This is a genomic window from Bradyrhizobium sp. BRP23 (genome assembly GCF_020194135.1).
Lineage (GTDB): Bacteria > Pseudomonadota > Alphaproteobacteria > Rhizobiales > Xanthobacteraceae > Bradyrhizobium > Bradyrhizobium yuanmingense.
Genome location: NZ_JADYVW010000006.1, coordinates 290,539 through 311,971, shown reverse-complemented (window position 1 = coordinate 311,971; position 21,433 = coordinate 290,539). Strand labels below are relative to the sequence as shown.

Annotated in this window: 15 protein-coding genes; 12 read left to right on the top strand and 3 right to left on the bottom strand. The window is 63.2% G+C overall.

Annotated elements, in window-relative coordinates; all coding sequences use genetic code 11:
* The first annotated feature begins 7 nt into the window (after positions 1–7).
* The 6 genes from I6F24_RS19015 to I6F24_RS18990 all read left to right on the top strand — a co-directional run bounded on the left by I6F24_RS19015 (position 8) and on the right by I6F24_RS18990 (position 12,347).
* Positions 8–1,876, top strand: a complete 1,869-nt coding sequence (locus tag I6F24_RS19015; RefSeq protein WP_225149111.1) for an ABC transporter ATP-binding protein — start codon at positions 8–10, stop codon at positions 1,874–1,876.
* Positions 1,877–2,318: 442 nt separating this feature from the next.
* The gene (locus I6F24_RS19010; RefSeq protein WP_225139127.1) at positions 2,319–2,837 is read left to right on the top strand and encodes a hypothetical protein; all 519 of its coding nucleotides are present in this window, start codon (positions 2,319–2,321) and stop codon (positions 2,835–2,837) included.
* A 302-nt stretch (positions 2,838–3,139) separates the two neighbouring features.
* Positions 3,140–6,469 carry an adenylate/guanylate cyclase domain-containing protein gene (locus I6F24_RS19005; RefSeq protein ID WP_225149110.1) on the top strand — a complete coding sequence of 1,110 codons (3,330 nt, stop codon included), beginning with the start codon at positions 3,140–3,142 and terminating at the stop codon, positions 6,467–6,469.
* 315 nt (positions 6,470–6,784) lie between these two features.
* A complete protein-coding gene (locus I6F24_RS19000; protein WP_225112145.1) occupies positions 6,785–8,065 on the top strand; it encodes an HlyD family secretion protein in 1,281 nt (426 codons plus the stop codon).
* 12 nt (positions 8,066–8,077) lie between these two features.
* Entirely contained in the window at positions 8,078–10,270 is a 2,193-nt protein-coding gene (locus tag I6F24_RS18995; protein ID WP_225149109.1) for a glycosyltransferase, read from the top strand.
* A 172-nt stretch (positions 10,271–10,442) separates the two neighbouring features.
* The gene (locus I6F24_RS18990; protein WP_225149108.1) at positions 10,443–12,347 is read left to right on the top strand and encodes a diguanylate cyclase; all 1,905 of its coding nucleotides are present in this window, start codon (positions 10,443–10,445) and stop codon (positions 12,345–12,347) included.
* A 31-nt stretch (positions 12,348–12,378) separates the two neighbouring features.
* On the opposite strand, the gene phaZ is transcribed toward I6F24_RS18990, so the two are convergent.
* The gene (phaZ, locus tag I6F24_RS18985) at positions 12,379–13,602 is read right to left on the bottom strand and encodes a polyhydroxyalkanoate depolymerase (protein WP_081492994.1); all 1,224 of its coding nucleotides are present in this window, start codon (positions 13,600–13,602) and stop codon (positions 12,379–12,381) included.
* A gap of 164 nt (positions 13,603–13,766) precedes the next feature.
* On the opposite strand from phaZ, the gene I6F24_RS18980 reads away from it, so the two are divergent.
* A complete protein-coding gene (locus I6F24_RS18980) occupies positions 13,767–14,423 on the top strand; it encodes a glutathione S-transferase family protein (protein ID WP_225142270.1) in 657 nt (218 codons plus the stop codon).
* Positions 14,424–14,703: 280 nt separating this feature from the next.
* On the opposite strand, the gene I6F24_RS18975 is transcribed toward I6F24_RS18980, so the two are convergent.
* Entirely contained in the window at positions 14,704–14,928 is a 225-nt protein-coding gene (locus I6F24_RS18975) for a hypothetical protein (RefSeq protein ID WP_036028537.1), read from the bottom strand.
* 183 nt (positions 14,929–15,111) lie between these two features.
* Between I6F24_RS18975 and I6F24_RS18970 the strand changes: the two genes are divergently transcribed.
* Positions 15,112–15,468 (top strand): hypothetical protein, encoded by a 357-nt coding sequence (locus tag I6F24_RS18970; RefSeq protein ID WP_036028535.1) that lies wholly within the window; start codon positions 15,112–15,114, stop codon positions 15,466–15,468.
* A gap of 9 nt (positions 15,469–15,477) precedes the next feature.
* Here the strand turns inward: I6F24_RS18970 and I6F24_RS18965 are convergent, their stop codons facing one another.
* Positions 15,478–16,581 (bottom strand): mandelate racemase/muconate lactonizing enzyme family protein, encoded by a 1,104-nt coding sequence (locus tag I6F24_RS18965; RefSeq protein ID WP_225142271.1) that lies wholly within the window; start codon positions 16,579–16,581, stop codon positions 15,478–15,480.
* 172 nt (positions 16,582–16,753) lie between these two features.
* Here I6F24_RS18965 and I6F24_RS18960 point away from each other — a divergent pair, with 172 nt between their 5' ends.
* From I6F24_RS18960 to I6F24_RS18945, 4 genes are all read left to right on the top strand, one after another.
* Positions 16,754–17,587 carry an AraC family transcriptional regulator gene (locus I6F24_RS18960; protein WP_225142272.1) on the top strand — a complete coding sequence of 278 codons (834 nt, stop codon included), beginning with the start codon at positions 16,754–16,756 and terminating at the stop codon, positions 17,585–17,587.
* A gap of 136 nt (positions 17,588–17,723) precedes the next feature.
* The gene (locus I6F24_RS18955) at positions 17,724–18,650 is read left to right on the top strand and encodes an SMP-30/gluconolactonase/LRE family protein (RefSeq protein ID WP_225149107.1); all 927 of its coding nucleotides are present in this window, start codon (positions 17,724–17,726) and stop codon (positions 18,648–18,650) included.
* A 117-nt stretch (positions 18,651–18,767) separates the two neighbouring features.
* Positions 18,768–19,361, top strand: a complete 594-nt coding sequence (locus I6F24_RS18950; protein WP_036028531.1) for a GNAT family protein — start codon at positions 18,768–18,770, stop codon at positions 19,359–19,361.
* Between the two features lie 16 nt (positions 19,362–19,377).
* On the top strand, positions 19,378–21,024 hold the full coding sequence (locus tag I6F24_RS18945; protein WP_225149106.1) for a GMC family oxidoreductase N-terminal domain-containing protein: 1,647 nt from the start codon (positions 19,378–19,380) through the stop codon (positions 21,022–21,024).
* Positions 21,025–21,433 lie beyond the last annotated feature (409 nt).

Sequence of the window (21,433 nt, the reverse complement as noted above, 5' to 3'; positions counted from 1 at the left end):
CAATCGCATGAGCATCGGCACAAAAAGATCTGATCAGGCCGTTGCCGAAGCACAGGCAGCGGTACTCTCCGTCTCCAGCCTCACCACCTCCTTCATGCTCGAGCGGCAATGGATTCCCGTCGTTCGCAAGGTCTCGTTCGACATCGCAGCCCGCGAAACCGTCGCGATCGTCGGCGAGTCCGGTTCGGGCAAGAGCGTCACCGCGCTGTCGATCATGCGGCTCATTCCGAGCGAGATCGGCCGGGTCGAGGGCCGCGTCATGCTGGCGGGGCGCGATCTGCTCGCGCTGCCCGAGGCTGATATGAAGGATATCCGCGGCAATGACGTCGCCATGATCTTCCAGGAGCCGATGACGAGCCTCAATCCGGTGCTCACCATCGGCTTCCAGATCGCGGAGGCGCTGATCCAGCATCGCGGCCTGTCGCGCGCGGCGGCGGAGGCGGAGACCGTCCGCCTGCTCGATCGCGTCCGCATCCCTGCGGCGGCGTCGCGCTTCCACGAGCACCCGCATCGCTTCTCCGGCGGCATGCGCCAGCGCGTGATGATCGCGATGGCGCTGGCCTGCAAGCCGAAGCTTCTGATCGCGGACGAGCCGACCACCGCGCTCGACGTCACCATCCAGGCCCAGATCCTGGAACTGCTCAAAGAACTTCAGCAGGAGGAGGGCATGTCGATCCTCTTCATCACCCACGACATGGGCGTGGTCGCCGAGATCGCGGACCGCACCGTGGTGATGTATGGCGGGCAGGCGGTGGAGACGGACGCCACCGCGCGCATTTTTGCCGCGCCCGCGCATCCCTATACGCGCGCGCTGCTCGCGGCCGTGCCGCGGCTCGGCTCGATGGACGGGCGGATGCGGCCGATGCGGTTTCCAATCGTCGACAAGGTGACGGGCACGTCGGACGAGCCGGCCGAGACGCCCGATACGGTCTCGCCCGCCGAGCGGCCTCTGCTGGAAGTCTCAAACCTCACGACGCGCTTTCCGATCCGCTCGGGCCTGTTCGGCAAGGTCTCGGGCCGCGTCCATGCGGTCGAGAACGTCTCCTTCACCTTGCGCGCCGGCGAGACACTGGCGCTGGTCGGCGAATCCGGCTGCGGCAAGTCGACCACCGGACGCTCCATCCTGAAGCTGACGCAGCCGGACAGCGGTACGGTCCTGATCGATGGCCAGGATGTGCTGGCCATGAACGGCCGGGCTTTGCGCGATGTCCGCAAGCACATGCAAATCGTGTTTCAGGATCCGTTCGCGAGCCTCAATCCGCGCATGTCGGTGGGAACGGCGATCGCTGCGCCACTGCTCGCCAACGGGCTCGCGACGGCGTCGCAGGCGCGCGACAAGGTCGCCGACCTGCTCGTCCGCGTCGGCCTCTCCGCTGACATGGCCGCGCGCTTCCCGCACGAATTCTCCGGCGGCCAGCGGCAGCGCATCTGCATCGCGCGCGCGCTCGCGCTCGGGCCGAAGCTGATCGTCGCCGACGAAGCTGTCTCCGCGCTCGACGTCTCGGTGAAGGCGCAGGTCGTGAACCTGATGCTCGACCTCCAGGCCAGCATGGGCCTCGCCTATCTCTTCATTTCCCACGACATCGCCGTGGTCGAGCGCATGAGCCACCGCGTCGCCGTGATGTTTCTCGGCGAGATCGTCGAGATCGGCCCGCGCGCGTCGGTGTTCGGCAACCCCCAGCACCCCTACACCAAAAAGCTGATGGCCGCCGTGCCGGTGCCCGATCCGTCACGCCGCGGCACGCCGCGTCCAACCTCCAACGACGAGATCAGAAGCCCGGTCCGCGCGCCGGATTATCAGCCCCCCGTGCGGCGCTATCGCGAAGTGTCGCCCGGTCACGTCGTGCAGATGTGGGGCGAGGAATGGTCGGCCTGAGGCTGCGAGCTTCACGAAACCAAGCGCGTATCTTTGATTTCGGCCAGACGCGGGCAGCGTGCTGACCAACCGCGCGTTGCAGATCCAGCATGTTCGCCGTCCGTTATCGCGAAATGAGATGCGTCCTTCGGAAATTGTGACCGAATAGAGCGACAGGGAGGACCGTGTGTGAACCGCTTCATACGCGCTCGCTCTCTTTCTGAATTACCACTCTCGCAACGAAAATTGCCGCACCCGGATCATTTGAAACACGGGTGAGATGCAATGCCTGCGCAGCCACATGCTCGCAGCTTTGGATTGGTTCCGTCTCGCTCACGAGCAAAGCCAGTCCCATCACTCAGCAAAGATTCTTCAGAAATTGGAATGAAAGGGCATCGCGCAACTCACGCAGCTTCTGTTCGGGGTCGGCCGGTAGGCTGCTACTTACTCAGAAGGAGCTCCTATGAAGATAAGCAGCGCAATTTCCAACGCCTTCTCCGCAACAAGGCGGGTCGGCAATCTTCGGATCCCCCGTTCCAGTTTGATCAAATCGGCCCATCTTCTTGAAAGAATCGGACTGGCCGCGGTTGGGGCCTCTGGCGGCCTCTATGTTGGTGCGACCGTGTTACGTCAAAAGGCCGGACTGTTTGAAAGCGGCTGGATCGTCCTGATAACGATACTCTACGGAGCTCTTGGCTATTACATGGGGATTGATTTGTCGGGCAATGCCCCCGCGCAGAGGTCGACATCGAGCATCTCGGAAGAGTGGAACGGTTCCGAGCCGATAGAGATCATGAGTGCGGCCGGCACGTTCGGCGCGGCAATCGCTGCAACTCTGTCCGTCAGCATCCTTGTCCTTGATCAGAATCTGCCAAACGGCCTGATCGGCTTTGTTGCCGGCTGCTGGGTAATTGGTTCTTCGCTGCAGGTTGCGGCGGGCACGATGGCTCGCAACTACGAAGCGCCTGTCAGCGAGCAATGAAGAAGCTCCGGTCGCGGAAAACATCCGCTCGGCACAAGCCGCAGTGTTGGTTCGGTTTCGGTTCGAAATGACCGCCACGACTCATCGCAACCTCCGCCGTCCAATGCTGCGTGCCAACGATGTTTGGTAGCAAAGCCGTTCGCATCGAGCAGGGTCACCACTTGAAAGTGATATCGGCAATGAGAAACCTAAGTTGTCGCGCAACAAACAAGACGTGCCATCATGGTGGTGTTGGTATATTGTCCCCGCGCGCCTTGGTCCAAAACTTCTGCTAACCGCTAACCACACGATCGGTGGAGCCAATGCAGATTGCGGAGTGGCTCGAGAAGCTGGGGCTTGCGCAATACGCGGAGCGCTTTGCCCAAAATGGAATCGACATAGGCGTCCTTCCCGAACTGATGGAAGAGGACTTCGATAAGCTCGGAGTCCTGCTCGGCCATCGCCGCAAGATGCTGCGTGCTATCGCTGACCTCGATCCGGCCGCGTTGATCGCATCTCCCGCTCCTCCTCAGGACGCCGAGCGGCGTCATCTCACGGTCATGTTTTGCGATCTGGTCGGCTCGACTGCGCTCTCGGCGCGTCTCGATCCCGAGGATATGTGGGAGGTGATCCGGGCCTATCGCGCTGCCTGCGCGAGCGTGATTGCTGCTTATGATGGCAGGATAGCCAGATTCGTCGGCGATGGAATACTCGTCTATTTCGGCTATCCGCGCGCCCACGAAGATGATGCCGAGCGCGCGGTGCGCGCCGGCCTCGACATGATCTCCGCGATACGCCAGCTCAAGACAGGGACCGACGAACGAGCTGAACTGCGGATCGCAATTGCGACCGGACTTGTGGTGGTCGGCGACCTCATCAGCGGAGATGCGTCGGAGGAGCACGCAACCATCGGCGACACACCAAACCTCGCCGCCCGGCTCCAGAGCCTGGCGGAGCCGGGGGTCGTCGTCGTTGCTTCATCGACGCGCCGGCTGCTTGGCGATCTGTTCTCCCTGCGCAATCTCGGCCGTCGGGAGGTCAAGGGAATGGCAGACCCCATCGCGGTCTGGGCGGTGGAAGGCGCGACCGCATCCGAGAGTCGCTTCGAGGCAGTCCGTGCCGCGCGCTCGATCGGCTTTGTCGGCCGCAAGAACGAGATCGAGTTCATCCTCTCGCGCCAGCGGGAGGCATGGCAGGGGCGGGGCCAGTTCGTATTGATTTCCGGCGAAGCGGGCATCGGCAAGTCGCGTATTGTAGCAACGCTGTCGGAAAGCCCCTCGTTGGGGTCGCACCGTCGCGTGCGATATCAGTGTTCGCCTTACCACATCAATAGTGCGCTTCATCCCTTCGTCGCGCAGCTCGAGCGCGCCGCCGGAATTCGCTCGCACGACACGGCGGATCAAAAACTCGACAAGCTCGAGGCAATGCTGGCGATAGGAACCCAGCAGGTCGCCCGGGCAACACCGCTCATTGCCGCTCTGCTTTCGATTCCCACCGGCGACCCTTGCCCGCCCCTCGGCTTGAGCCCGGCGCAGCAGCGGCGGCAGACTTTTGCCGCCCTTCTCGATCAGCTTGAGGGACTGGCGCGAGGCCAGCCGCTGCTGATCATCTGCGAGGATATGCATTGGGCCGATGCCACGACACTTGAACTGTTCGATCTCGCGGTCGATCGGATCAGGGGACTGCCGATACTCGTGCTCTTGACGTCCCGGCCGGAGTTCGAGCCCTCCTGGTCGGGCCTTGCCAACGTCAGTCTGTTGCGGCTCGACCGGCTCGATCGGCAGGACACGCGCGCGCTCGTCGAGCAGATTGTCGTCGGTCGCCAGCTGCCACGCGAGATGATGGAGCAGATCATCGACAAGACCGATGGCATTCCGCTATTCGTCGAGGAATTGACCAAGATGGTGCTGGAGTCCGGGCTGCTCGTTGAGGATGCCGGGCGCTACCGCCTGAATAATCCGCTGCCGCCGCTTGCTATCCCTGCGACGCTGCAGGATTCGCTGATGGCGCGGCTTGATCGGCTCGCTCCGGTCAAGGAGGTGGCCCAGATAGGAGCCGCCATTGGCCGCGACTTCTCGTACGCGCTGCTGAAAACCGTGGCGGGACGCGACGATCTGACGCTGGGCGCGGCGCTGGGACAACTTGAAGAGGCCGAACTGCTGCTGCGTCGTGGGACACCGCCCGAAGCAAATTACAGTTTCAAGCATGCCCTTGTTCAAGAAGCGGCCTACGAGAGCCTGCTCAAGAGCAAACGGCAGGTGCTTCACACACGGATTGGCGATGTCCTGCGCGACAAGTTTCCAATCGTCGCCGAGACCGAGCCGGAAGTTCTCGCGCACCACTTCACCGAGGCGGGGCTGAGCGAGATCGCCCTCGAATGGTGGCGCAAGGCGGGCCAGCAGGCGTTGAAACGCTCGGCCTATTCCGAGGCGATCGCGCATCTCGGCAAGGCCATCGCGATCGCCGATCAATTGCCTGGCGAGCCCCACCGGATGATGAGCAGGCTGCATCTTCAAATCGCATATGGCCGTGCCTTGCGGGGCAGCCTCGGCCACAGCGCTCCGGAAACGGTCGCCGCATGGACGCGCGCGCGACAATTCGCAGCCGGTATCGATGATCCCGTTGAACTTGCGCCGGTCCATTCCGGCCTCTTCAATGCCTGCCTGACCCATGGCGAACTTGCTCCGATGCGGGAGCTGGCGGATGCCATCAGGAGCGCCGCTGAGCGACGGCCGGACTCGCCGGTGGCCGCCGTCGTGGCCCATTGGACTGGGGGCGTGACCTGCTGGTTCGCCGGCGAGTATTTGAACGCGCGTACGCATCTTGAGCGGGCGCTGGCGATCTATCGGGCCGAACCGGATCCCGCGACCTTCAGGGCTTCGGCGCTGGATCTCCCGTTCGTGATCATGCGATTTCTCGCTTTGGTGCTCTGGCCGCTTGGCGACATCGCTCGTGCGCGCAAGCTCGCCGCGGAAGCGGTGGGTACTCCGGGAGAAAAACGGGCGCTGTCCCAGGCCAATGCGTTGGTTCATCGCGCGGTGTTCGACGGAGTATGCGGGGGCATGTTGCAGCAGACAGAAACGATCCTGGCGCTCGGTCTCGCGCGCGACCACACGATGCCGCTGTACGTGGCCGCCGGCACCTACCTGAACGGCCTCGCCAAGTGGCGTGCGGGAGACCGAATGACCGGGCTGGCGGACATGCGTCACGGCTGGACCTTCCTGCACGAGAACGATTGCTACCTCTGCGAACCGTTCTGGGGGATGCATGTCGCCCTGGCGATTGCAGATGTAGGCGAAGTCGAGACCGGGCTGGAAATCCTGGACGAATTGATCGCCGGGACGGGAAATTCCGGCCAGCATTGGCTTGATGCCGAGCTGCATCGTGTCCGCGGTAAACTCTTATCGCGCCATAATCCTTCGGACGAATCCAGTGCCGAAGACGCCCTCAAGCGGGCGCTGGACATCGCACAACATCAGCAGACCAAGACCTTTGAGCTGCGCAGCGCTCTTGAACTTGCACGCCTGTACAAGACAAATGGCCGAGCGCGTACGCTATCCGAAGTGCTTGCGCCCGTGGTCGCTCAATTCGAGGCGGAGCATGGACTTCCCGAATTCGCGGAAGCGAAAGAGCTGCTTAGGAATGGGCGTTAGCCGCGCCGCCATTCGATCAGTACAAGTGCCGCGCCGACTTCAAGCCAGAATAGGTCGGCATCTTGTTCTCGATTCCCGAGCCGTAGTTCTCCGGTTTTGACACGTCTTAACCTGCTGTGGTGAAAGCTAGATATGCTTCTCGTGGTTGCGAGGGGGAGTCTGCTGCGGCGGCGAATCCTGATTTCGGCAAGCAGCTGTTGTCGGATTGCTCATTGCTCAAGGCGCAGGCTTCATGCAAACACCTGGGCCATGCGGTGATAGGCTTGCCTTCGCAAGGGCAGGCGGAGCGACCAAAGCCCATTTGGAGATCCAGTCGTGGTTCGCCTGCATGTCGAACGTTTCATTCGCAGCCGGATCGCTCGGCGGTCCCTGGCGCTCGGGATCATCGCTCTCAGCGGATGGGCCCTGTTGCCGTATGTGACCTACCGAATCGCGCCCTCCGCCTATGTCAATGCCGAGCTCATGCGGGTGACTGCGCCGATGGCGGGTCAGCTCTCGTCAGATCTTCCACGCAAGGGCGAATATTTCGAGCACACCCGGATGGTGCCGCTGGTCGAGGCGCGTTCGCCGGATCGCCGGCACCTCATGGACCTTGATCAGCAGCTGGCCATGTCCACCAAACGCGCCGAGCTCGCACGCCGGCAACTCGAGGAAATCGCCGAGCTCGATCGCAAGCTCCGCGAGCGAAGCGAGGACTATCGTTCGGGGATGGTAGCGCGCCTGCGCCACGAGATAGGTGAAACGGAAGTTGAAAAAGGCGGCTGTCTCGCTGAGGCGCGGCAGCGGAACGATGTCGCGGGCCGGATGGAGAGGCTCGTGAAGCTCGGCATCAGTTCGCAGATCCGCTCCGGTGAGGCCCAGGCCTCGCAGGAGGCAACCGCAACGCGGTGCCAGATGGCCGATGAACGCCTGCGGCGCCTCAAGACGGAATTGGGGGCGGCCGACAAGGGCATTTATCTTCGTGGCGATGCCAACGACGTGCCCTATTCTCAGCAGCAGCGCGAGCGGCTTGTCCTCCGCCGCCAGGAGCTCGAGACAGACCTGTTGCAGAACAGCTCACGTGCCGCGCAGTTGGCCGCGGAAATTGCAGAGGAACGCACTCGACTTGATCGTCTCGATCACTACGATCTGTCCTTGCCCGCAGCCCATGTGGTCTGGTCAGTCGCGGCCAGCCCCGGCTCGATGGTCACGGAAGGGCAGTCGGTCTTCGATTTCGCAGATTGCAAACGCCGGTTTATCGTCGTTGAACTACCCGAGCGCGATTTCGAGAAGATCAAGGCCGGAGATGCGGCTACCGTCCGTCTGATTGGGAGTCGCGAATGGAAGAGCGGCCAGATCCGGCAGGTCCGCGGATCGGCCGCGTACGGCGATGATCGGCTGCTTGCGGCTCGGGTGCCGCGGCCTGATCCGGGCAACATTACCATTGAGATATCGCTTCCGCCCAATGAGACGTCGGCCGACCGCAACGGCTCCTGCGATATCGGACGATTGGCTGAGGTGCGCTTCGAGCGCAGAGCCGACGGCCTGCTACGATTGGTCAGCTCGAAGTTGAAATGGCTGACCGCTCGCCTGGAACTCGACCAATCGCTCCTGTGAGCGAGATGTTCCATGCAAGCCATGACTCTGCCTCTCTCTCAGCTGTTCGCGCCGATGCTGGGCATCTTTGCTGCGATGTATCTGTTGGCGCCGACCTTTCCGGTCGCGCGCCCTTGGGCGCGTCTTGCCGTCTTTGTTGTGGTTTGGCTTGTGGTGGCCCACTATCTCGAATGGCGTGTTTTCACCACCGTGCTCCCGGCAAGCGGGACCTGGTATCAGGTCGGCTGGATTTGGTTCTGTCTGTTCGTCGAGCTTCTGACTTTCACAGATCAGTTCATTCTCTATCTGACGTTCCTTCGCAGGACCGATCGCCGAAGCGAAGCAGATCAGCACGAGCGTCGGCTTCGCAGCCTGCCGGATGATGAGCTGCCCTCGGTCGACGTCTTTATTCCGACCTACGACGAGCCATTCGAGGTGCTGGAAAAGACGATCACCGGCGCGCTGTGCCTGGACTATCCGAACGTCCAGGTGTGGGTCTTGGATGATGGTCGCAGGCCTTGGCTCAGGGCACTCTGCATGCAAAAGGGCGCCGGCTATCTCACGCGCGCCGACAATTTGAATGCCAAGGCCGGCAATATCAATCATGCCCTGACCAAGACGAGCGGCGAGTTCTTCGCGATCTTTGATGCGGATTTCGTGCCGCAGCGCAATTTCCTGATGCGCACGATGGGCTTCTTCGCTGATCCAAAGGTCGGAATCGTTCAGATCCCGCACGCCTTCTACAATGAGGACCCGATGCAGGCGAATCTCGGCCTGCACAGGGGACTGCCGGACGAGCAACGGTTCTTCTTCGATTCCATCATGCCCGCGCGCGACGGCTGGGATGGTGCCTTTTGTTGTGGTTCCAACTCCGTCACGCGTCGCGCAGCCCTCCGCGCGGTAGGCGATGCCTTGCCGACCCAGTCCATTACGGAAGACATCCTGCTGACGCTCGTCCTGCTGCGCAAGGGATACGTCACCCGTTATCTCTGCGAACCGCTGGCGATTGGACTGGCGCCGGAAAGCCTTGATGCCTTTTTCGTGCAGCGGCAACGCTGGGCGCGTGGCGCGATTCAGACGCTGTACCTCGCCGCCGGTCCGCTCGGCCCCGGACTGGGCTTGATGCATCGGCTCCTCTTCTTTCCGACGCATTGGCTCTCATTGGGCTTGCGGGCGCTCATGGTCGTGGTGGTTCCGATCGTGTTCATGTGGACCGGCTTGGCGCCTGTCGTCGATGTCACCCCCGAATCGGTGTTCTACTACTTGTTCCCCGCGATCCTGGCGCTCAACGGCGGCATCTCCTGGTTCGCGCCGCACGTGCATTTTCCGCTCGCCGCTCAGGTGTCGGCGACGATCCAGAGCTTCAAGATATTGCCGACGGTGCTGGGGACTCTCGTCAAGCCGGCGGGACATGCGTTCAGGGTGACGCCGAAGGGGGCTGCCGCGCGGCGCGCAAGTTACGCTGCGGAGATATTCTGGCCGTCGGCGGTCTTGATGGCGTTGACAGTTGTCGGTGTGGTTCTGAACACGATCCCGGAATGGCGCATCATCAATCATCCGGCCGCTCTACCGATGGTCGCCTTCTGGTCGGTCGTGAACATCGTCGTGCTTTTCTTCGTCTGCATGACCTCGCTGCAGGCGCGGATGGGACGTACCGAGGAGCGTTTCGACATCGACGAAACTATCTTGATCCAGACCGTGACCGGCGAGCAGCTTTCTGGACGCGTGAGCAACATCTCCCTCTCTGGCGCCGGCGTTCTGCTTGGCTCCGGTATTGACTTTCCTCGCGCCGGAGAACCGCTGCGCGTGCACATCATGCAGGTCGGATGGGTCGATGCGGTGATTGCGCAACAAAGGGGCCGGCTCATCGGGGTGCAGTTCAAATTGCCGCAGTCGCTTGAACGAGACCTGCTGATCCGCAAGCTCTTTACCGTCGCCCGTCTGAAGCGGAAAGGTGTCGTCGCGTGCTCGGTGAATAGGGCGATGCTTAAGAACATCTGGTTGATGGCCGCACCGTTGCCCCACATTGTTGCAGGCGGCGCGAAGCCCGCGTCGATCTCGCCGACCGAGCGTCTGCCGGCAGAGAGCATGGTCATTCGGCCTCAACCGCGGACAGACGATTTTGCACTTCTTGCCGGAGCTCGAAGCCTGCATCCGACGAGTTTTACTGAACCTGGCTTTGGCCGAGTGGCCGGCACAGTAATCGAAGCCGTCGCGCCGAGTTGATTGCTGTGTTGTCCTTCTCGCCGGACCAGTCCATGCGCTATCGATCGACGGTCAAGCCGCTCATCGATGCCGTCAATCTCCTTCCGGTGTTCTCCCAAAAAATCACAAGCGGAACGAGCAACCATCCTTTAGCCCAAGGCGTTTACGGGGTTGAGGGTGCAGGGAGCATCTCTTGATCGATCACCGCAGCGATCTTCGGAAGGGGCGTCTGACGCTCTGGGCCTCCGCATTCGTGGCGGTCGCTTGCTTGGCGATTGTCGCGCTCAGCGGCTGGCGGGAGTGGTCCCAGCGACAGACGCTGCTGAAGGGCTCCGAAACAGACGTGGCCAATCTGGCCCGGTCGGTGACGCAACACGCGGACGATACGTTCGAACTCGCGGACACCGTTCTCAATGTGTTGGTCGGCCAACTCGAACTCGAGGGGACCAGCCCGGCGGCGATCGCGAAGATTCAGACCTTTCTTTCCCGGCGCAAAGCCGCGAACCGGATTCGAGCTGTGTTCGTCTATGACGAGACCGGCCGCTGGCTCGCAACCAGCGAGCCCGTGGATTTCGCCGGCCTCAACAACAGCGACCGCGAGTATTTCCAGCATCATCGCGCCGTGGCTGAGCGAGGAACCTTCATTGGGGGGCCAGTGAGGAGCAGATCGGGGGGGCAATGGATCATCACTGCGTCAAGGCGCTTCGATCATCCTGACGGCAGTTTTGCCGGAGTGGCTCTTACCACGATCGATGTCGACTATTTTTTGCAATTCTATCGCGGATTCGACGTTGGCCAGAACGGCTCAATTGCACTGGCGACCGCGAAGGGCGTTGTCCTCGCGCGTAGCCCGGACAACGGATATACGGGTCGCGATCTGTCGAATGCACCGCTTTTTAGGAATTTCCGCGAGCGGCCAAGTGCGGACGTCTACTACTTCACGTCGCCTCTCGACGGCGTTCGGCGTCTGAGCTTTTATCAACTCAGCAGTCGCTACCCTGTTGTCGTGGTTGCGACGGAATCGGAAGACGACGTCTTGGCCCCCTGGCGCAAAGCGGCGCTGACGCGCGTGGTTGCGGTGCTGGGACTGATAGGAGGGCTCGCTGTTGCAGGGGTTTGGCTGGTGCGCCAGTTGCACATGCGGCAGAAGATGGCCGCTGCTCTGATCGCCAAGGAGGCGGATTTTCGTCTCCTCGCGGAGCAGTCGGGAGACATGGTCATGCGTATAGCGGTCGATGGACGGATTCTCTATACGTCGCCGTCCAGCGCGCGAGTCCTCGGCTGGGCTCCGAACGAATTGGTGGATACGTCGGCCCTCGCCGGCATAAATCCGGCGGATCTGGCGCGGGTTGAGGAGACGATCTCCGCGTTGATGAACGGCGAAGCCGAGGAGGCGAGAATCACTTATCGCACTCGGCATCGCGAGAAAGGCGAGGTCTGGATCGAAACCGCGCTGCGCGTCGCCAGGAGTGCGCAGAGTGGAGACATCAACGGCGTGGTGGCGATCTCGCGCGACATGACCGAACGTAAGGACCTGGAGGATAAGCTGGCGGCTCTCGCCAGTTCGGATGGCCTGACGGACTTGGCAAACCGCAGACACTTCGACGAGCGGCTAGAGGCGGAATGGGACCGCGCCAGGCGCGAAGGAAGGCCTCTGTCACTGTTGCTGATGGATGTCGATCATTTCAAGAGTTTCAATGATCAGTACGGGCATCAGGCGGGCGATGCATGTCTCCGCTCGGTCGCCGGGGTCCTGGCAGAACAGGCCCGGCGACCAGCAGACTTGGCCGCTCGGTATGGTGGTGAGGAATTCGCCTTGCTGCTACCAAATACGGACACAGGAGGGTGCGAGCAGGTCGGCGAGCGAATCCGGCAAGCGATTCAAGACCTCGGCATCCTGCACGCGCTCAACCCGCCATCCAAGCAGGTCACCCTCAGTATTGGTGGCGCCACACATATGTCGTTCGGCGATAATGCTGATTTCACGTCGTTGATAGCGGCCGCGGATAGGGCGCTCTACGCCGCCAAGGAGAGCGGGCGCAACCGCCTTGTGATGTCAGGGCAAGTCATCGCGTGGCCCAGCGCGATACGAGCTTGAAGAGTAGCTCTCGTGCGCCGCGGCGTGCGCCTCACGAATTCACGTGCACGAAATCCCGCAGCAGCGGATAGATCTCGTTGTTCCAGCGCTTCCCGGAGAACACGCCGTAATGGCCGACGCCGGCCTGCATGTGGTGGACGCGGCGATAGGCGCGCACGCCGGTGCAGAGGTCCTGGGCGGCGAGCGTCTGGCCGATCGAGCAGATGTCGTCCTTCTCGCCCTCGACCGTCATCAGCCCCATGCGGCTGACCGCCCTGGTGTTCACGGGACGGCCGCGATGCATCAGCTTGCCTTGCGGCAGGAGATGCTCCTGGAACACGTCGCGCACGGTCTCGATGTAGAATTCGGCCGGCAGATCCATCACGGCGAAATATTCGTCGTAGAAGGTCTTGATGGTCGCGGCCTTCTCCTTCTCGCCCTTGGCGATGTGGTTGGCGAGGTCGAGATGCTGCTTGATGTGGCGCTCGAGATTCATCGAGACGAAGGCGGTGAGCTGCACGAAGCCGGGATAGACCTTGCGCAGGGCGCCGCGGCATTGCACCGGCACGTAGTTGATCAGATTGCGCTCGAACCATTCGATCGGCTTGCTCTTGGCGAACTCGTTGACCCTGGTCGGCTGGATCCGCGTGTCGATCGGGCCGGCCATCAGCGTCAGCGTCGCCGGGCGCGAGGGATGGTTGTCCTCGCACATGATCGCGGCGGCCGCGAGCGCGGAGACGGACGGTTGGCAGATCGCCACCATGTGCGGGCGCGGCCCGAGCTGCCCGAGGAAGTCGATCAGGTGCTCGGTGTAGTCGTCGAGCCCGAAGCGGCCCTCGCTGCGCGGGATGTCGCGCGGATTGTGCCAGTCGGTGATGTAGACGTCGTGGTCCTGCAGCAGCGTCTTCACGGTGCCGCGCAGGAGCGTGGCAAAGTGTCCGGACATCGGCGCAACCAGCAGCATGCGCGGCTGCTCGGCCACGCCGTGTTTCCTGAAGTGCAGCAGCGAGCCGAACGGCGTCGCGTAGGCGATCTCCTCGCTGACCGCGACGTCGCGGTTGCCCACCATGACGCTGTCGATGCCGTAGGCGGGACGGTCATAGGTGAGGGTGGAGCGCGAGATCAGCTCCAGCGCGGCCGAAAGCCGGCCGACCACTTGGTCCGATGAGCCCTGAGGCACCAGATTGAGGAATTTGAGTGCGGACGAAGCCCCCGCGCGCCATGGCGCCGTCAGGTCCATGTGGTTCTGAAAAGCCTGATAATACATCGACATCATACTGAAGCGCCCACTTGCCTCCTGTCGTGATGCAATATCGAAGCCAGACGGGAGCCGGACCGCCCGGAAAATTGGCACGTCGCTTGCTGCGCCCCGTCGGGTAGGCACAGATCACGGGCACGCACGCGCGGCGGTGCGTTGCCCAGGCGTGAGGGAAGGGCTCTATGGCGAAGGCGACACTGACCATCAGCAGCAAGAACTACTCGTCCTGGTCGCTGCGTGGCTGGCTGCTGACGAAATTCTCCGGGCTCGATTTCGAGGAGATCGTCACCGAGCCGGACGATCCGTCGGCGCGTGCGGAGATCCTGCTGCTGTCGTCCTCGATCCTGGTGCCGTGCCTGCGGCACGAGAGCGCCGTGGTCTGGGACACGCTGGCGATTGCCGAATATCTCAACGAGGTCATGCCGGACGCCGACCTGTTGCCGGCCGACCGCATCCAGCGCGCCCATTGCCGCTCGATCTCGGGCGAAATCCATTCCGGCTTCACCACGCTGCGCGCCTCGCTGCCGGTCAACCTGAAGGGGCACTTTCCCGGCTTCAAGATCTGGTCGCGGGCGCAGGCCGATATCGACCGGGTCTGGTTCATCTGGCGCGACTGCCTGGAGAAATCGGGCGGTCCCTTCCTGTTTGGCGAGAAGCGCACCATGGCGGACGCGATGTACGCTCCCGTCGTAACGCGCTTCGTGACCTATGACGTCAAGCTCGCACCGCCGCTCAAGGCCTATGCCGACACCATCATGGCCATGCCCGAGATGCAGGAATGGGTCGCGGCGGCGAAGGAGGAGCCGGCCGAGATCGAGGAGCTCGAGGTCGAATATTAGGCAGGCGTTGCACGGCTGTGCCTGTTTCGAGGGCGGCGGCCCTCCGCTGCGGACCGCGGCGCTATGCCCTTGCAACAATTAACCTTTGGACCCGGCGACAGGCGCCTGCGATCCGGCCGGCTGCGCAGATATTGTGCGCGCCTGCCGAACCGCAGCGAGATCTAGCCGTGAACAGGTGCGTACAAGGCGCTTCGGCTGATTCGGACGTGATTCGTTCGGGCCGCGTTCCGAAGGTTAAAGCGCAGCGCGGCCCCGTCGCATTTTGAAACAGACACCGCCTTCAGGCGGCCCCGCGCTGCTTCAGGCGCGGCAGGCGCCAGCCGATCACGGTTGCTTCCACCGCAATCCCGGCCTCGTGGTTTTGCCAGCGTCCCTCGACATAGCGGCAGGCGAACGGCAGTTGATATGTCCCGCTGTGATCCTCGCACAGCACTTCGAGTGGCAGGCCCGGCGGTGGTTCTCCGGCGCCGTCGAATTCCGCCAAACGTCTATCGCGCGTTGCCATTCCAAAAATCTCCCCTAAACAAAGCCGCGGAGAGCGCCCACTTCTCCCGCATGCAGTTCACTGCTCCCCGTCCCAGGGGAACGGGCCCAAGCTCAACGCGAGAATGCGGTGCGAGTGTGGTAGCCTCACGCTGCAGCGCGCAAACAGCGCACATTGATGTGATCGACTGGCCGAGGAACTTTCATGCTGCTTCGAAACGCCGGAATTTGTTTCGCAATGTTGCTGCTCGCCACGCTGGCGCCTCTGCCGGTGCTCGCGCAGGACGTGCCCGGCATCGAGATCTGCACGGTCGAGAAAACCATGGAGCGCCGCACCAGCTGCCTCCAGAGCAATGTCGACTTCCTGCAGAAGACGATCACCAAGCTCAGCCTCGACCATCAGCAAAAGCTGGATGTTGCCAATCGCCAGATCGATGCGCTGAAGACAGCCATCGCCGGCCTGCAGAAGACGCTTCTCGATCTCCAGGCCGCGCAGGCGAAGACCACTGAGGATCTGAAGAAGAAGCAGGACGCGCCGCCGGCGAAGGATGCTGCGAAATAGGCGCGCCGATCACGCGACGCGATATCGCTCCATCACGCCACGATCGGGCTCGTAGCCGAGCCCGGGACCCGAGGGCACCGCGACATGGCCGCTTGCATCGACATCGGCGCGGCCGCCCCAGAGGCAGGCTTCGCGCTTTAAATAGAACATCTCGACCAGCCCGTCGTCGCGTGTCGCGAGCAGATGCAGCGTCGCCAGCAGGCCCGGGCCAAAGTAAGGAGAGTGCGGCACGATCCTGATGCCGAGCCGATCGGCCAAGCCTGCGACCTTCAGGAATTCCGTGATGCCGCCGACCTTGATGACTGACGGCTGGGCGTGGCTGACCGCGCCCGCTTCCATCATCTGGCGGAATTGATATTCGGTGCAGGCATTCTCGCCGGCGGCAATTCCGAGCCCGCTCTTGCTGCGCACCTCGGCAAGCGTGGCGAAGTCTTCCGGCGGCCAGACCGGCTCTTCCAGGAACATCGGCTGCGCGTCGCGGCATGTCGCCGCGAAAGCGATCGCCTGCTCCCCGGTCAGCGGGCAGTTCATGTCGACCATCAGTGGAATGTTGGGACCGATCGCTTCGCGCGCGGCAAGCACCGCAGGCGTCGTGGTCTCGTGCAGCTTGATCGCGCCATAGCCGAGCGCGAGCGCCTTCCTGCATTCGGCGGCGATGTCGTCGGGCGAGCCGATCCGGAGCAGGCTCGCGTAAGCCGGGATCGCCGTGCGCCTGATCTCGCCCAGCAGGCGGTGCAGCGGCACGCCCTTGATCTTTGCGGCGAGGTCCCACAATGCGATATCGAGCCCGGAGATCGCGAACATGGTGATGCCGTAGCGGCCGAACAGATGCAAATTGCGCTGGATCTGCTCCATCACCGCGGCAATGCCGGCGGCATCGGGCACCTTCAGCCCGCGGGCCTGCGGCGCGATCATCTCCTCGACAGCGCTGCGCGTCGTGCGCGGGCAGACATAGGCGAAAGCATCGCCCCAGCCGGTCAGCCCGGTATCGGTTGTGACCTCGACGAGGACCATGTCGAGTGCGGTGATGGCGGACGCGCCCTGGCGGAAGCTCGCGACACCGGCATCATAGGGGATGCGGATATGGTGCGCCCGCACATCGGTGATTTCCATGACCCGGTTCCTCTTTCTCGTGAGCGGTTTCGGCGAGTGTAGCCACGAACACCGGGGCGTTGCCAGCTTCCATTGACCGGCTATCCTCATGCAAACGACAGCAATGCCGATCAAGCAAAGTGATGCCGATCGGCGCATCATCACCGCGCTTCGAACGAGAGCCTGAACCGCCATGAATCCAGCCCAGCGCGCGCTCTGGTATATCGAGAGCCATCTGGCCGAGCCGATGACGCTCGACGAGATCGCTGCGATCTCGGGCGTGTCGCGGTTCCACATTGTGCGTGCGTTTGCCGCAGCCGTCGGTCTGCCGGTGATGCGCTACGTGCGCGCGCGGCGGCTGACGGAGGCGGCGCGCAGTCTGGCAAAGGGCGCACCTGACATCCTGTCGCTGGCACTGGAGGCGGATTACGGCTCGCACGAAGCTTTCACCCGCGCGTTCCGCGACCAATTCGGCACCACGCCCGAAGCGGTGAGGGCGGCAGCGTGCGTCAAGCAGCTCAGGCTACAGGAGCCGATCCTCATGGATTCCACCATGCTCGACCATCTTGCCCCACCGCGTTTCGAGACCGCAAAGGCCTTCCTCGTCGCCGGCCCCGCCGAGCGCATCTCCTGCGACAACGGTGCCATGATCCCTGGTCTGTGGCAGCGCTTCAATCAGGAGGTCGCCGACATCCCCGCGCGGGTCGGTCACGTCGCCTACGGCGTCTGCTGCAACGGCGATGATGCCGGCAATTTCGATTACATTGCCGGCGTCGAGGTCGCCGATTTCTCCGACCTGCCGCGCCGCTTCGGTCGCATCCGCATTCCGGAGCAGCGCTATGCGGTGTTCACGCACAAGGATCACGTCGCCTCGATCCGGCGCACCGTCAACACGATCTGGAATCAATGGCTGCCAGCGTCTGGCCTGAAAGCCGCGGACGCGCCCAACTTCGAGCGTTATGACGAAAAATTCGATCCCGCGACCGGCAACGGCGGCTTCGAAATCTGGATACCGGTCAGAGAATAACACGCAACGCTGGCATACCGTCCCGCTTGCTTGGCAAGCTCCGGCGACTTTGCCATAACCGCAGGCAAATCTTGCCTGCGGGGGCCCGTGCCGGACATCCCGCGCAAGCCATAACAAGCAGCCGGGAGGGTCTCCAATGTCCAACGTCCGCGTTCTCGCCACCGACCTCGAATTTCCCGAAGGGCCGGTCGTGATGCCGGACGGCTCGGTCGTGCTGGTGGAGATCCGCGGCCAGCGCCTGACGCGCGTCTATCCCGACGGCCGCAAGGAGATCGTGGCGAAGATTCCCGGCGGCCCGAATGGCGCGGCGCTCGGACCCGACGGCAAGATCTACATCTGCAACAATGGCGGCTTCTCCTGGATTCCGGCCGGCAAGATGATCATGCCCGGCCCGCAGCCGGACGATTATCTCGGCGGCGCGATCCAGCGCGTCGATCTGCAATCCGGCAAGGTCGAGACCGTCGTGACCAAATGTGGCGCGCACGATCTGCGCGGGCCGAACGACCTCGTCTTCGACAAGCACGGCGGCCTCTGGTTCTCCGACCTCGGCAAGCGGCGTGCGCGCGAGATGGATGTCGGCGGCATGTATTACCTCAAGCCCGGCATGAGCGAGATCGTCGAAATCGTGCATGGCGTATTGCCGGCGAACGGGATCGGCCTGTCGCCGGACGAGAATACGGTCTACATCGCGGAGACGCCGACCGGGCGGCTTTGGGCCTATGAGCTCTCGGCGCCGGGCACACTCAAGCCGCGCGATCCGATTTATCGCGGCGAGCGCGGCCAGCCGATCTGCGGCCTTGGCGGCTACCAGATGTTCGACTCGCTCGCGCTGGAAGCGAACGGCAATGTCTGTGTCGCCACGCTCGTCTCCGGCTGCATCTCGGTGATCGCGCCCGACGGCACCCTGGTGGAACAGGTTCCGACCGGCGACCGCGTCACCACCAACATCGCCTTCGGCGGCCCCGAGCTGAAGACCGCCTATATCACGCTGTCGGGCAAGGGCGAGCTGATCGCCATGGACTGGCCGCGCGGCGGATTGCCGCTCAATTTCCTAAACAAGTAAACGGTGCTAGTGACCGTCATTGCGAGCGAAGCGAAGCAATCCAGGAATGCGTCCGCGGTGACAGTCTGGATTGCTTCCTCGCTTCGCTCCTCGCAATGACAACGGAGAGAGACTTCAATGCCCTGGCCCGATCCCATCACCCTGCGCGGACAGCATGCCCGTCTCGAGCCGCTGTCGCATGACCATCGCGAAGGGCTGGTCGAGGCGGTCAAGGACGGCGAGCTGTCGAAGCTGTGGTACACCGCAATCCCGCTGCCGGAGGACATGGGCAAGGAGATCGACCGCCGCTTAGGCCTGCAGGCCGCGGGCTCGATGCTGCCCTTCACCGTGTTCGATGCCGGCGGCAAGATCGTCGGCATGACCACCTACATGAACATCGATGCCACCAACCGCCGCGTCGAGATCGGCTCGACCTGGTATGGCAAGAGCGCGCAGCGCGGCCCGCTCAACACGCAGTGCAAGCTGCTGCTGCTGCGCCATGCCTTCGAGACGCTGAACTGCATCGCGGTCGAGTTCCGCACGCATTTCTTCAACCACCAGAGCCGCCGCGCCATCGAGCGCCTGGGCGCCAAGCAGGACGGTATCCTGCGCAGCCACCAGATCGCGCCGAACGGCACGTTGCGCGACACCGTGGTTTACAGCATCACCGCCGCCGAATGGCCGACGGTGCAGGCGCATCTCGAATTCCAACTCAACGACAAGCCGCGCTAGGGGCGGCCGAGGGACCATGGATAGATTTGACTATGTGATCGTCGGCGCGGGCTCCGCCGGTTGCGTGCTCACCAGCCGGCTCAGCGAGGACCCCAACACCAGCGTCTGCGTGCTCGAGGCGGGCCCGTCCGACTGGCATCCCTACATCCATCTGCCGGCGGGCTTCATCAAGACCTTCCACATGAAGAGCATCAACTGGGCCTATCAGCAGGAGCCCGGTCCGTGGACCGGCGGGCGCAGCATCTACGCGCCGCGCGGCAAGACGCTCGGCGGCTCGTCCTCGATCAACGGCCACATCTACAACCGCGGCCAGCGCATGGATTTCGACACCTGGGCGCAGATGGGCAATCGCGGCTGGGGCTATGCCGACGTGCTGCCCTACTTCCGGCGCCTGGAGAAGCGGGTCGGCGAGGGCGAGGACGCCTATCGCGGCCGCGACGGCAACCTCATCGTCACGACCATGAACTGGCGCGATCCGCTCTGCGAGGCTTTCATGGAAGGCGCGGTCTCGCTCGGCATTCCCCGCAACCCCGATTACAACGGCAAGACCCAGGAAGGCGTCTCCTACTGCCAGCGCACCATCAACAACGGCCTGCGCGTCTCCGGCGCCACCGCATTCCTCAAGCCCGCGATGAAGCGGCCCAACGTGCATGTGCACACCCATGCGCACGCGACCGAGATCATCTTCGAGGGCAAGCGCGCGGTCGGCGTGCGCTACATGAAGGGCGGCCGCGGCGGCCAGCCGGTCGAAGTGCGCGCCAACAAGGAAGTGATCCTCTCGGGCGGCAGCTATAATTCGCCGCAGTTGCTGCAGCTCTCCGGCATCGGCTCGCCGGACCTGTTGCAGCAGCACGGCATCCCTGTGCGTCACGCGCTCCCGGTCGGCGAGGGCCTGCAGGACCATTATGCCCCGCGTACGGTAGCACGCGTCAAGGACATCAAGACCATCAACGAGCTCCGCCGCGGCTGGCGTCTCTGGGTCGAAGCAGCGAAATGGGCCACCGCGCGCCGCGGCCTGCTGTCGCTGTCGCCGACCATGGTCTATTGCTTCTGGCATTCCGGCGAGAGCGCGGAGAGCTCCGACCTGCAGCTCACCTTCACGCCCGCAAGCTACAAGGAGGGCGTGCAGGGCCAGCTCGAGGACGAGCCCGGCATGACGGTGGCGTCCTGGCAGCAGCGCCCCGAGAGCCGCGGCTATGTCCGCATCCGTTCCAGCGATCCGTTCGCGCCGCCTGTTATCCAGACCAATTACCTCGACGCCGAGCTCGACCGCCGCGTCATCGTCGGCGGCATGAAGCTCGCGCGCAAATTGCTGAAGTCAGCGCCGCTCTCGCCCTATTACGCCTACGAGGATTTCCCCGGCCCCAACGTCAACACCGACGACGAATTCCTGGCCGCCGCCACCCAGCGCGGCACCACCACCTTCCACCCCGGCTGCACCTGCCGCATGGGCCCGGCGGACTCGACGTGGGCGGTGGTCGACGACCAGCTCCGCGTCCACGGCCTCGAAGGCCTCCGCGTCATCGACGCCTCCGTCATGCCGCGCATGATCTCGGCGAATTTGAATGCGTCGACGATGATGATCGCCGACCGCGCCTCCGACCTCATCCGCGGTAAGCAGCCGCTGGAAGCCGCAAGGATTCCGGACGCAGCGGTGGCGTGATATCTTCGTAGGGTGGGTTAGCCAGCGGCGGCGCGAAGCGCGGCCGTAGGCGTAACCCACCGTTTCTTTCGATGTGAAAACGAGCCGTGGCGGTTACGCCTTCGGCCAATCCGCCCTACGCGCTTCACCGATAGGCAAAACGCCAAATGCCCCAATCCGGCGCTGAGCGGCAATCCGTTGGCCAGATTGCCATCTGCGGCATCGTCTTTCTCTGCACCGCTATTCCGCTCGGTCTGCTGCTCCGCGTGGGCTGGCGCGATTGGACCCTCCTTGCCGGCCTCTGGGCCATAATGTACTTCATGGGCGGAATAGGATGGTTTCCTCGGCCCACACCAGTTCAAAAGGCCTTCTCATATGGTCTGCTCGTAGGCACGGTGCTGCCGGCGCTGGAGTGGGCGGCGACGCTTCA